We start from the raw sequence: 12,297 nt of genomic DNA on the forward strand, positions 1-12,297 counted from the left end.
ACGAAAAAGGGCGGCCCGTTGCCGGACCGCCCCTTCGCGAGTTCGAGACAGAGACGCTTAGCGCTTCGAGAACTGGAAGCTACGACGTGCCTTGGCGCGGCCGTACTTCTTGCGCTCGACGGTGCGGCTGTCGCGGGTCAGGAAGCCGGCGGCCTTGACGGGCGCGCGCAGGATCGGCTCGTACTTGGTGATCGCCTGGCTGATGCCATGCTTCACGGCGCCGGCCTGGCCCGAAAGCCCGCCGCCCTTGACGGTGCAGATCACGTCATACTGGCCGGTGCGCTCGGTGATGCCGAACACCTGGTTGATGACGAGGCGCAGCGTCGGGCGTGCGAAATACACTTCCTGATCGCGGCCGTTGATGGTGATCTTGCCGGTGCCGGGCTTGAGCCACACGCGAGCGACGGCGTCCTTGCGGCGGCCGGTCGCATAGGCGCGGCCGTACTTGTCGAGGTCCTGCTCACGCAGCGGTGCGCGCTGAACCGGCTCGTCGATCTGGCCCGACAGATAGGCGTCGGCCTTCACTTCGGCATTGGCCTCGGCCACGTCGCCCTGCTGGTTGAGCACGGCGCCGAGATCGGAAAGGGACTGGCGATTGTCGGTCATTACGCGCCCACCTTGTTCTTGCGGTTCATCGCCGCGATATCGAGGACTTCGGGGTTCTGCGCCTCATGCGGATGCTCGGTGCCGGCAAAGATGCGAAGGTTGCGCATCTGGGCACGGCCGAGCGGGCCGCGCGGGATCATGCGCTCGATAGCCTTTTCCAACACGCGCTCGGGGAAACGACCTTCGAGCACCTTGCCCGCGGTGATTCCCTTGATGCCGCCGGCATAGCCGGTGTGCTTGTAATAGACCTTGTCCTTGAGCTTGTTGCCCGTGAACCGAACCTTGTCCGCGTTGATGATGATGACATTGTCACCGCAATCGACGTGGGGCGTGAAGCTCGGCTTGTGCTTGCCGCGCAGGATGTTGGCGATGATCGACGCCATGCGGCCGACGACCAGGCCGTCCGCGTCGACGATATGCCATTTCTTCTCCACCTCGTGCGGCTTTATCGCCTTGGTGGTCTTCATGAGCGCCTTCATGGGGCTGTGACCTCTTGTTCGAAACGAAAGGCGCCGCCCACGGATGGACGGCGCTCGGTGGCGGGCTAATGTTGCAGAATCGGGCGCAAGTCAAGCAAAGTGCCGGTTTGCTGACGGGTATTATAATACCTGTCAGTTTCAGCGGCGCCGCTGGCCGATCGCGTGGACGCCCCATGTCGTCGCGATCACCAGCAGCGCGCCGACCAACTGGTGCAACGCGGCGAGGGTGATATCGACTCCGGTCATTACGGTGGCGATGCCGAGCAGGATCTGCACGCCGAACGCACTGTGGATCGCGACCGAGGCGGCGCGGTGCCGCGCGCGCTTCGCCGCCCGCGCCAGCACTATCAGCGCCGCGACCGTGACCCATGCCCACCAGCGATGGATGAAGTGGACCAGCGACGGATCATCGAGCAGCAACGCGCCGAGCGGTCGCGTGCCGAGCACCTCATGCGGGAACAGCCGTCCGTTCATCAGCGGCCATTCGTTGGTGACGAGCCCGGCGCGCAGCCCCGCCATCAACGCGCCATAGAGCAATTGCACCGCCAGCACGACGCCGACCAGCGCGCCGAACCCGGTCAGCCGTGCCGGCTTCGCATAGCGATCGGCGGCGAGCGCGCGCAGATCGAGCACGGTCCACACCAGCCCAGCGAGCGTGAACAAGGCGGTGAGCAGATGCGCGGCGAGCCACAACGGGGCGACCTCGATCCGATCCGACAGGCCCGAGCGCACCATCAGCCAGCCAAGCGCGCCTTGCAGCCCGCCGAGCGCGAGCAGCGCGACCAGCCGCCAGCCATAGCCGCGCGGGATCAGCCGCCGGAGCGCGAACCACAGCAGCGGCAGCGCGAACACCGTACCGATCAGCCGGCCAAGCAGCCGGTGGAGATATTCCCAGAAGAAAATCCCCTTGAACCCGGCCAACGTCATACCGTGGTGGATCGCCTCATATTGCGGAATGCGGCGGTAATTGGCGAACTCGGCCTGCCACTGCGCATCGGTGAGCGGCGGGACGATGCCGGTGATCGGCTTCCATTGCGTGATCGAAAGCCCCGATTCGGTAAGACGGGTGACACCGCCGACCACGACGATCAGCACGATCATCGCGGCGACGACATAAAGCCAGCGGATCATCGCGAGCGGAACGGCCGGCCGGCCTGAGAGCGGCCGGCCCGAGAGCAGCTTTAGCATGACATATGCGTAGCGAGGTCGCGGGGCGCCGTCGATTGGACAAATTGGCGAGGGGCGGGGCGATACAGCGCGATGATGCTCGCGCGGTGTGGCCCAACGCGGCCGTGCGCGCTACCTTCCGCTTTTCGTCACATCCCCTCCAGGGGGATGGGAATTGCATGCGTGCCGTGATACGCGAGCAATATGACCCCGCTATCTGATCTGCTCCAGCAGAGCGCCGCCCATGCTTGGCTCTTCATTCCCAGCGCCATCCTGCTGGGTGCGCTGCACGGCCTCGAACCGGGCCATTCGAAAACGATGATGGCGGCGTTCATCGTCGCGGTTCGCGGGACGGTGAAGCAGGCGGTGTTGTTGGGCCTCGCCGCGACGCTGTCGCACACCGCCGTCGTGTGGCTGGTGGCGCTTGGCGGCATGTATGTGTTTCAGGGGCTGCGCCCTGAGGCAACGGAACCCTATCTGCAATTCGCCTCGGGCATCCTGATCCTGGGGATCGCATTGTGGATGCTGTGGCGGACGCGGCGCGAACAAGCGCATGGTCACGATCACCATCACGCCCACGACCACGATCATCACCACGATCGCCACGATCACGAACATCACCATCACCGCGAGACGACGCTCGATCGCGCGCTCGACGTGTCGGACGGGGGATATCAGGATGCGCATGAGCGCCAGCACGCCGAGGACATTCGCCGCCGCTTCTCCGGCCGGGCCGTCACGACGGCCCAGATCGTGATGTTCGGGGTCACCGGCGGTCTCATTCCCTGCCCGGGCGCGATCACCGTTCTGCTGCTTTGCTTGCAGTTGAAGCGGCTGGTGCTCGGTTCCGTGCTGGTCCTTTGCTTCAGCATCGGGCTCGCCATCACGATGGTGACATCCGGGGTGATTGCCGCGATGAGCGTGAAATATGCCGAGAAGCGGTTCTCCGGCTTCGGTGACCTCGTGCGGAAGGCGCCCTATGTCAGCGGCTTCGTTATCCTGTGCGTCGGCGCGTACGTCACGCTACAGGGTTGGTATGCTTTGCCCCACGCTGGATAACCAACCATGAGCCATGCCGCCAATCCCGACCTGTTGAACCGGCTGCGCCGTGCGAACGGTCACCTCGCCGGCATCATCAAGATGGTCGAGGATGGCGATGACGGTCTCAAGATCGCCCAGCAGATGAAGGCCGTCGTCTCGGCGCTGGAAAAGACCAAGACATTGATCGTCACCGACCATATCGAGCATCATATCGAGGATTTGATCGGGCCGTTGCCGAGCGCGCTGCGCTCCGAGCTCGGCAAGCTTGGCGAGTTCGCGAAATATTTGTAGGAACGGGCGCGCCGTAAAATCTCGCGATGATATGTTGTAACTTCGAGCCCGCCATGCCACATGCGGCTGGCAATGACCGCCCACGTCCATCATCCCGCGATCCACTGGATCGAGTCGCGCTTCGACGGTCTGGCGATCGGTTTGTCCGGGCTGTGCGTGATCCATTGCGTCGCCAGTTCCGTGCTGGTCGCGCTGGCGGCGTCGGCGGGCGGGTTGTTGCTCAACCCGATCTTTCACGAAGTCGGCCTGTCGATCGCGATCCTGCTCGGCGTGATCGCGCTCGGGCGCGGCGCGGTGTCGCACGGCTATATGCTGCCTGCCGCAGTCGGCTCGTTCGGCCTCGGCATGATGGCGGGCGCGATGTCGCTGCCGCACGATAGCGGGGGCGGCGAGACGCTCTGGACGCTGATCGGCGTCGCAATCCTCGCACTCGGGCATGATCTCAACCGCCGCGCGGCGAATTAGGCAACGGGGCAGGGCGCTCGGCCGGCCTGCGAGATGAACGAATCGTCATGGAACAGCATGGGTGTGTCATCGGTAATGGTGGGCACAATCCTCGTGTTCAAAGGAAGCCGATATGCGTTTCGTATCCCTCATCGCCTTGCCGCTGCTGATGGTGTCGGCATCGCCGGCGCTGGCCAAGGGCTGCATTCGCGGCGCGGCGGCGGGCGGGGTTGCCGGGCATTATGTCGGCAAGGGCCATGCGGTGATGGGTGCGGTGGCGGGGTGTGTCGTGGCGCACCATTATTACGCCAAGCAGGCACGCGCGCAGAAAGCGGCGGCGCGTACGCACCGGTAAACCCGTTACCGCTTTTTAACTGCGCGGGGCCGGCGTATCGTACCCTCCCATGCTGTACCTCACCCTCAAGGCCGCGATCTCAGGCGTGCTGATCGCGGCTGCATCGACGCTGGCCAAACGCTATCCGGGCTTCGGAGCGTTGGTGGCGTCGCTGCCGCTGGTGTCGGTGCTTGGCATGATCTGGCTGTGGAACGAGAAGCCCGACGTCGAAACGATGGCGGCGCATACCGGGGCGACGTTCTGGTATGTGCTGCCGTCGTTGCCGATGTTCCTGCTGATCCCGGTGTTGCTGCGGCAGGGACTTGGGTTCTGGGGCGCGTTGGCGGTGGGGTGTGGCCTGACGGTCGTGCTCTACGCGGCGATGACGTGGGCGGCGCCGCGCTTCGGCCTGCAGCTTTGATCCCGTCAGAACGCGGCGCTCAGGTTGACCGCGCCATAGGCCGTGGTTCCGCCGGGCGGCGCGTTGGGCGCGTCGTTCAGGAAGCGACCTTTCGCGAGCAACACCCCGTCGAGTTCGAGGCGAAGCCTGGCGGGGCGTAGCCACCAGCGCAGGCGGGCATCGACCTGATGGCCCGCGAACCCGCCGGATCGCCCGCTCGCGTCGCGCACGCCAGTGGTCGAGAAGCTGTCGGTTCGTTCGGCGAGCCACAGGGCATGATAGGTCGCGAACGCGTCCCAGCGCGGTGACGGCGCGATTTCGAGGCGCGCGCCCGGGGTCGAGATATTGGCGCGCCCGACGGCGTTATAGAGCCCGGCCGGCGCGAGATCGGCGCGGCGCATGCCGTACAAAGTGTCGAACCGTCCATAGCGGCCGCCGGCCCGGTCGCCGCTGGCGCGATCATATTGGAGCGCGACGCGCGTGTTCAGCGCATCGTGGAACGTGTATCCGGCGGATGCGTGGACGAACCACGCCGACACCGGCAGGCGTGCGGCGCCCGGCGCGATCGACGCGCTGACCGTGCCGGACTGATAGTACGCCTCGACTTCGCCGTCCGCCGCGCCCTTGGCGGGATCGCGAAACACGCGCCCGCCATAGGTGTCGAGCGAGCGGTCGCGGGTCGGGCGGCCGGGCTGGTCGCGTTCGTCGAGATGGTAGAAGCTCGCCTCGGCGGTGACGGTGCCGAGCGCCTTGGCCTTGGCGGCGGTGCCACCCCACAGCACCAGATCGAACCCCTCGTGATCGATGCTGACCGCGTTCGCGCGTAGCGACTCGGGATCGTCGGGCCGGCGTTGCTGCGGGAGGACGTAGATCGCGGTGGCGGTGATGCCGTTCGCGGCGGCGATGTCGGCGCGAAGGCCGGTATAGCCGTTGGTGGTGTTGCGATAGTCATCGGCGGCTATCAGCCGCCGCGAGCCGATGTTGAGCGTGAAGCGCCCGGCCTGAGCGCTCACCTTGGTGGAGCCGATCGCGGCTTTCGCGCCGACCCACGCCTGAACGAATTCGAGCGTGTTGACCTCGCCGGTCGTTACTGGCGTCGCGTGATCCTCGCCATAGACGCGGCTGTCCCACAGTTCCGCGCCGATCGTGAACGGCCCCGACTGGTACTTGGCCAGCAAGGTCGTGCGCAAATTGACGAGATCGTCATCGCGCCCGAAGCCGGCGCGCGGTTGGTTGGTAATCGCTTCGTAGCGCAGCCGGATCGTGCCGGAGAGATCGAGTCCGTCGGTGTTTTGCGCGATGGCGGGCGTCGCCGTGATGGCGAACGCCGCGAGCGCCCATTTTCCCGATATCGCCATTGCGTCTGCCCCCAGCCCGGCGGGTGGCTTGCACGGGCAGGGGCCGCAGGTCGACTGAGATTTTGTCGCGGTGGGAGAATTGCCGTTGTTAAGCTTGGCGTTGCAGCATCGGGGCTTCGTCGCGGCGGAGCGTGAGGATTTCGACGCCGTCGCGCGTCACCGCGACGGTATGTTCGAACTGGGCGGAGAGCTTGCGGTCGTCGGTGACGACGGTCCAGCCGTCATCCTCGGTCGAGACCTTGCGTGTGCCCTGGTTGAGCATCGGCTCGATCGTGAAGACCATGCCCTCGCGCAATTTGAGGCCGGTGCCCGGCTTTCCGAATGCCCGCACCTGTGGTTCCTCGTGCATCTCGCGGCCGATGCCGTGCCCGCAATAGTCGCGGACGATGGTATAGCCGTGCTTCTTGGCGTGGCGTTCGATCGCGAAGCCGATGTCGCCGAGATAGCCGCCGGGCCGCACCGCGCGGATGCCCTGCCACATCGCCTCCTGCGCGACCTTCACCAGCCGCCGGGCGGCAGGCGCGGGGGTGCCGACGAGGTAGGTCTTGCTCGAATCGGCGATGAAGCCGTTTTTTTCGAGCGTGATGTCGAGATTGATGATGTCGCCATCGCGGATGATCTCGTCCGCATTCGGAACGCCGTGGCAGACGACATGGTTGATCGAGCAGTTCAGGACATATTTGAAGCCGTACTGCCCCTTGCTCGCCGGGCGGGCGGCAAGATCGACGGTGATGAAGCGATCGACCATGTCGTTGACCTGCATCGTCGACAGGCCGGCGAGATTTTGGCCGTCGAGCATCTCGAACACCGAGGCGAGCAATTTGCCCGAAATTCGCATCAGCGCGAGCTCGTCGGCGGTCTTGACCATGTCAGGCGGTCGCCGGGTCAGCGAGATGGAGATGCGCTGCGGCGATCTGCGCCTGGACGATATCGTTGAACGACAGGCTCGGATTGGCCTCGGCGAGCATGCCGATCTTCATCCAGAACTCGGCCTGCGCATTGATCGAGCGGCACATCACCGCGCTGGCGCGGCGTGCTTCCTCGTGCAGGTCGTCGGCGATTTTCACGATGCCCATGTGCGTACCTTTCAATATACGAACCGTATATGGTTCGTATCGTGCCGGGTCAACGCTACCGCCCGAGCGCCTTCAGCACCGTGCGGATGTTGCCGGGTGCGAGGATCAGCAGGATCGCCGCGCAGACGAGCGCGCCGCTGCCCACCCGCACCGCCAGCGCGGGCAGGTGGAACGGCGTGACCGGCAGGACTTCGCTCGCCGCCAACGCGTACGCGGCCACCAGTGCGCAGGCGAGCGCGAGCCGGCGCAAATCGTGGCCGGTACGCTCGACGCGGCGGGTCGCGATGACGCAGCCGATCAGGATCGTCGCGGACACCGCCGCCGCCACCCACGCCGCCGCAATCGCGCCATAGTGCGGGATCAGCACGATATCGGCGACGACGCCGAGCAGCGAGGGCGGGGTCGTCATCCAGCTCGCGAGTCCCGGGCGCTTGTGGAACATCAGCTCCTTGGTGAATTGCAACTGGATGCCGTCGAGCATCACCGCCAACACCAAGGCGGGCGTCATGTGCGCGGCGCCGGTGTAGCGCGGCGGGCCGAGGAAGCGGATCAGTTCGGGGGTGAGCGCCATCACCGCGACGGACAGCATCGCCAGCACCGCGATGATCGCCATGTCCATCGCCGCGATTAACGGCAGCGCGGCTTCGCCCTGCCGGCGCTTTTCGTAGAAGAACGGCAGATAGGCGGCGTTGAATGCGCCCATCAGCACCGACAGCGGCGCCATGCCGCTCGCGCTCAATTGATACAGGCCAAGGTCGGTCATCGACACCGATCGGCCGATGATGACCCGGTCGGCCATGCGCCGCAGCCATGTCGACATCGCGACCGGCAATGTCTTGATGCCATAGGCGAGGTTCTCGCGCATCTGCCCCCACGGCAGCGGACCCGGCGTGTGGTTGCGGCGCAGGAAGCGCGCGCCGGCGCCGACCGCGACGATCCCCGCGCCGATGGCATAGCCGTAGAACGCGCCCGCCGCGCCCCAGCCGGCCAGCACCAGTGCGAGGCTGGCGACCGCCTGCAACAGCGCCTGCACGATCTGGATCTGGATGAACGCCTTGGCGCGGCGCTCGGCGCGGGCGTTGGCGAGGTTGAACGCCACCACCGCCTGGAGCGACGCTCCGGCGAGCAGCAACGGTACGAACGGCAGCGCGGGGATCGCGCCGCCGCTGATCCACGGCCAGATCATCACCAACGGCGCGAACAGCAGCAGCGCCGTGCCGACCGCCACCGCGATGCGCAACACGAAGCCGACGACGAGGAATCGGCGGATCTCGTGCGGATCGTGATGGTCGTAATACAGCCGTGTCGTCGCCGCATCGAGGCCGAGGCCGGAGACGATCAGTAACACGTTGAGCACGGTCATGCAGAAGCCCCACGCGCCGAACTCGCTGGTGCTCCAGACGCGTGTGTACAGCGGCACGAGCAACAGCGGGAACAGCCGGTTGATCACCGTGCCGAGCAGATAGGCGCCGGTGTTCGTCACCATCCGGCTCGCGCCGAGCCGACGAATCAGACTGCCTGCCACTGAACCCCCGCTGCCCGCCGAGCCGATCGGCGGCCACACCGCGATAGCCGAGCGGCGCGGCAAGGTCACGCGCGCGTGTTTTGCGGGTCCGATTGCTCCGTTCTGGTGTGGATACCTTGTTCCATGACACGGCTCACGCGCATGGCGGGTGATGTCGGAAGCGGGGGCAGCGTAAGCGCGTGAGCAGGGTCGTCAGCCATCGTCACCGCGCGCCGTTCCGGCGCAGCCGCGACAGCGTGCGCGCGGAGCCGCGCGCGGTGGATCGCGGGAGCTTTGCCCGGCGGGCTGTGTTCGCGGCGATGGTCCTGCTGGTGCTTTCGCTGTGCTACAAGATCGCCGCGCTGGGCGTGGTGGTGATGCTGGCGCTCGGCGTCACGATCTGGAGCTGCCGCACGAGCTTCCGCCGCTTCGACAGCGTGTTCGTGCTGGCGCTGGCCTATATCGCGGATGCGACGGTGACGAGCTTCATGGTGTCCTATCCCGCCGGCGTGGCGCGCACGGTGCAGTTCTGCATCATCGCGATCGCGCTAATCGGCCTGTATGCCTATGCGCAATCGGCGAAGCGCGCCGACGCGGAGGCCCTGCTAAAGGGCATGGGCGTGCTGTGCGCGCTCGTCACCGCGCATCTGGTGATCTGGCATGTGCTCCACCACCATCTCGTCACCTGGAAATATCTGTCCGACACCAAGCTGATCCTGTCGTTGGCGCTGATGCCGCTGTTCGGGCTGGAGGACTGGATCAAGAGCAAGGGGCGCTATCTCTTTCCGGCGCTGTTGCTGGCCGCCTTCGCGATCATATTGCTGAGCGGCGAGCGCAAGGCGCTGATCCTGTTCTGCGCTTTGTTCGCGCTCTGCCGGTTTTCGCTGAGCGCGAAGCTCGGCCTCGCCGGTATGATCGGCGCGGTCGCGGCAATCGCGCTGTTGCTCGACGATGGCTATATCCACCGCGAACTGACCAGCGCCGCGCGTGATTATTCGCACACGCCGACGCGCTATTTCTTCACCGTGCAGAGCATCTACGACCGAAGCGACATCGTCCGCGAGTTCGTCAATCGCAACGCCTGGACTTTGTTCACGCATCATCCTGCATTCGGGGTGGGCGCGACCGGCTATTGGGCGTGGGCGGCGGCGACCTATGGCCCGACCGGCTTCGCGATGAATGTCCACGGTGAAGTCCACCGCATCCCGGCCGAGGGCGGCATGTTCGGTATCGCGATCGTCGCGAGCTTCTTCGCCCTCGCGCTGTGGCGGGCGCTGCGCCATCTGGTGAACAGCGGCGGGTTTGCGGCGGGGTCGCTCGACCGGATGCCGCTGTACGGCATCATCCTGCTGCTGAGCTATTGCTATGCCGAAGCGGTCGATACGGCGATGCTGCTGCTGATCGGCGGTGTTGGGGTGATCGTGGGCACGCTGCCGGCGCCGGGGCGCAGCTTGCGCGCGCGGGGTGAGCGGCCCGCAATCTCCGTTTCCCCCGCGCGGGCGCCGGTTCCGTCGGGCAGCTTGCGCAGCCGGGCTTGACGCTTTTACCGGGCGGCGAAGATCCATGTGCCGATCGGGCTTCGCATCAGCCACCGCGCGATGAGGAATGATAGCAGAAGCGTCGTGGTGTAGCTGATTGCGAGCAGCGGCAGCGTTGCCGCCAGCGTGTGGTCCTGCCCGGCGAGGCGTACCAGCGCATAGCCGATGATGCCGTGGATCAGATAGATCTGGAGCGAATGGCGGCCCAGCGCATCGAGCCAGCCCCAGCGAAGGTGTGCGCCGCCGCGTAGAAACACGATCGACGCCGCGACCATGACGATGTCGGTGACAATCAGGCCGGCGGGATGCGTGGCATCATACAGCTTGAAGTCCGACAGGTTGATCCAGAGTTTGTCGACGAGGCACAGGCACGTCATCGCCGCGAACACGATGACGGTCGCCCAGAGCGGGATGGCGTTGCTCCACCCCGACCTGGCCAAAGCGGCGGCGACCAGACAGGGGAACAGCATATAGCCGACGATCGGCACGCCCCACGGCAGCATCGCGGCGGTGCTCGCATCGATATAGCCGACCGACGCATGCACGGCAGCGGCGCCGACCAGCGCCACGATGAACCAGGTGATGGTGGCGCGTTCGAGCAGCGGTCGGATCGTCGCCAGGATGATGAAGACCGGCAGGAACCAGAACATCTCGAACCCGGTCGCGCGGTCGAGCGCGGCGCTGTCCGCGAAGGTGAGCGCGGACCCATACCGTGCGAAGGCATCGCCGACCGAGCGCGGCGCTTCGGCAACCCCGGACACCGCGAACAGCACGGCATAGGCTGTGACGAAGACGCAGAACGGACGGTAATAGGCCTTCAGCGGATACAGCCAGTCCACCCGCCGGCCGGGATCGCCCCGGCGCAGGAACGGGATGATCAAAAACGCCTCGACATGGAAATTGTAGAGGAGCCGATAGACCCCGTAAAAATGCGATTCGAACAGGCGATTGTGGCCGAGCACGATCAGCGCGATCAGAACGCCACGCCAAGCATGTCCGTTTGCGACGGTCTTTGCGGGTTCGGCACGGGCCAGCGGCGACGCGTCGCCCGGCCCGATCGCAATCACGGACGCGGGAGCATGCCTGATCTGCCGGTATGACAACATGGCCTCCCATCGTTGCGGACATCGTGGCGCGGTGGATTCGGCGCCGAAGCGCGCCGGACCAGAGCGGCCCGGCGAAGCCTCCCAAAGATGCGGAAGGTTGTCGGATACGATATCAGGCATTTTGCGGAAGTGAAATTCGGAAAATCTAAGATGACGTGTGTTGTGTCCATTATGGATGCATCCGTCGTGGAACATGTATCAAAGCAAATGATCCAGTCTGGACATATTCAAGGCTATATCGGGCCGATACGGTTTGATGGCGTGTTAAGTTACAAGTATAGACGTCGGGCTTGATAGTGCTGGTTACAAATCATGTAATCTAAAAGGCGCTCGTCATTCGTCTGGCTTAAGGGCCTGTTTTGAGGAGAGATTTCATGGGGGTAGCTTTCAAGAAGAAACTCGCTGTTCTGGCGGGGGTATCGGCCATGTTCCTGGCCAGTCCGTCAATGGCGGTCACCCATCCTTTGGGAACGCTGGTTCCCGGTGTCATCGTAGGCGGCGGCGGCTCGCTTGGTCCCAGCAATCCCAGCGATAGCTGGACCTTCGCGCTCGGAACACCGTCGACCGTCGGTGGTAGCGCCAATATCAGCCCGCTGATCTTGGGATTGGGGCTGACCACACTGAGCGCCAAGTTCTACGGACCCGGGAGCGTGTTTCTCGGCGAATTGCTCGCGGGTCAGACCAAGACCTTCGCTGGCTTGGCGTCGGGCGATTACTTCATCGACGTTACCAGTACGTCGGTGAAAAACAAGGGCGGCTCCTACAGCCTCAGCCTGGTTTCCCAAGCGGCGTCCGCGCCGGGGCCGGCGGGCTTACTGTTTGTCGGCGGCGCGTCGGCGATGCGGCGGCTGCTCGCGGTCAACGCCGATATCATGATCCGCACGATCGCGCTGCTGGTGATGTTCACCTGGTTCGCCAATGCCGGCGCGCGGCTTGGCGCGACTCAACTGGCG

14 protein-coding genes and 1 pseudogene are annotated in these 12,297 nt (G+C 65.2%); 7 read left to right on the plus strand and 8 right to left on the minus strand.

Features of this window, described 5'->3' with window-relative positions; all coding sequences use genetic code 11:
• Nucleotides 1-57: 57 nt before the first annotated feature.
• The 3 genes from rpsI to EWE75_RS16520 all read right to left on the minus strand — a co-directional run bounded on the left by rpsI (nt 58) and on the right by EWE75_RS16520 (nt 2,273).
• Entirely contained in the window at nt 58-606 is a 549-nt protein-coding gene (rpsI, locus tag EWE75_RS16510) for a 30S ribosomal protein S9 (protein ID WP_130159206.1), read from the minus strand.
• Nucleotides 606-1,085, minus strand: coding sequence for a 50S ribosomal protein L13 (gene rplM / locus EWE75_RS16515; RefSeq protein ID WP_130159207.1), 480 nt, complete (start codon nt 1,083-1,085; stop codon nt 606-608). Before rplM ends, rpsI begins: the two co-directional genes overlap by 1 nt.
• 138 nt (nt 1,086-1,223) lie before the next feature.
• On the minus strand, nt 1,224-2,273 hold the full coding sequence (locus EWE75_RS16520) for a COX15/CtaA family protein (RefSeq protein WP_130159208.1): 1,050 nt from the start codon (nt 2,271-2,273) through the stop codon (nt 1,224-1,226).
• A 183-nt stretch (nt 2,274-2,456) separates the two neighbouring features.
• Between EWE75_RS16520 and EWE75_RS16525 the strand changes: the two genes are divergently transcribed.
• The 5 genes from EWE75_RS16525 (at nt 2,457) to EWE75_RS16545 (ending at nt 4,783) form a co-directional block, all read left to right on the plus strand.
• Nucleotides 2,457-3,311, plus strand: a complete 855-nt coding sequence (locus tag EWE75_RS16525) for a nickel/cobalt efflux transporter (RefSeq protein WP_130159209.1) — start codon at nt 2,457-2,459, stop codon at nt 3,309-3,311.
• A 6-nt stretch (nt 3,312-3,317) separates the two neighbouring features.
• The gene (locus EWE75_RS16530) at nt 3,318-3,584 is read left to right on the plus strand and encodes a metal-sensing transcriptional repressor (RefSeq protein ID WP_130159210.1); all 267 of its coding nucleotides are present in this window, start codon (nt 3,318-3,320) and stop codon (nt 3,582-3,584) included.
• Nucleotides 3,585-3,656: 72 nt separating this feature from the next.
• A complete protein-coding gene (locus EWE75_RS16535) occupies nt 3,657-4,049 on the plus strand; it encodes a MerC domain-containing protein (RefSeq protein ID WP_130159211.1) in 393 nt (130 codons plus the stop codon).
• Between the two features lie 112 nt (nt 4,050-4,161).
• Complete coding sequence (locus tag EWE75_RS16540; RefSeq protein WP_130159212.1) at nt 4,162-4,383, plus strand: hypothetical protein; 222 nt, start codon at nt 4,162-4,164, stop codon at nt 4,381-4,383.
• Between the two features lie 49 nt (nt 4,384-4,432).
• Entirely contained in the window at nt 4,433-4,783 is a 351-nt protein-coding gene (locus EWE75_RS16545; protein ID WP_130159213.1) for a DUF3147 family protein, read from the plus strand.
• Between the two features lie 5 nt (nt 4,784-4,788).
• On the opposite strand, the gene EWE75_RS16550 is transcribed toward EWE75_RS16545, so the two are convergent.
• From EWE75_RS16550 to EWE75_RS16565, 4 genes are all read right to left on the minus strand, one after another.
• Complete coding sequence (locus EWE75_RS16550; protein WP_130159214.1) at nt 4,789-6,120, minus strand: alginate export family protein; 1,332 nt, start codon at nt 6,118-6,120, stop codon at nt 4,789-4,791.
• An 88-nt stretch (nt 6,121-6,208) separates the two neighbouring features.
• A complete protein-coding gene (gene map, locus EWE75_RS16555; protein ID WP_130159215.1) occupies nt 6,209-6,988 on the minus strand; it encodes a type I methionyl aminopeptidase in 780 nt (259 codons plus the stop codon).
• Nucleotide 6,989: 1 nt separating this feature from the next.
• Nucleotides 6,990-7,196: a ParD-like family protein gene (locus tag EWE75_RS16560; RefSeq protein WP_130159216.1), complete on the minus strand. Its 207-nt coding sequence runs from the start codon at nt 7,194-7,196 to the stop codon at nt 6,990-6,992.
• Nucleotides 7,197-7,251: 55 nt separating this feature from the next.
• Nucleotides 7,252-8,790: a lipopolysaccharide biosynthesis protein gene (locus EWE75_RS16565; protein WP_130159217.1), complete on the minus strand. Its 1,539-nt coding sequence runs from the start codon at nt 8,788-8,790 to the stop codon at nt 7,252-7,254.
• A gap of 110 nt (nt 8,791-8,900) precedes the next feature.
• On the opposite strand from EWE75_RS16565, the gene EWE75_RS16570 reads away from it, so the two are divergent.
• Entirely contained in the window at nt 8,901-10,238 is a 1,338-nt protein-coding gene (locus tag EWE75_RS16570) for an O-antigen ligase family protein (protein WP_130159218.1), read from the plus strand.
• Nucleotides 10,239-10,243: 5 nt separating this feature from the next.
• On the opposite strand, the gene EWE75_RS16575 is transcribed toward EWE75_RS16570, so the two are convergent.
• Nucleotides 10,244-11,344 (minus strand): acyltransferase family protein, encoded by a 1,101-nt coding sequence (locus EWE75_RS16575; RefSeq protein ID WP_165388422.1) that lies wholly within the window; start codon nt 11,342-11,344, stop codon nt 10,244-10,246.
• A 374-nt stretch (nt 11,345-11,718) separates the two neighbouring features.
• On the opposite strand from EWE75_RS16575, the pseudogene EWE75_RS16580 reads away from it, so the two are divergent.
• Nucleotides 11,719-12,297, plus strand: a pseudogene (locus EWE75_RS16580) (hypothetical protein); the annotation flags it as partial.

The organism is Sphingomonas populi (assembly GCF_004208535.1).
Lineage (GTDB): Bacteria > Pseudomonadota > Alphaproteobacteria > Sphingomonadales > Sphingomonadaceae > Sphingomonas > Sphingomonas populi.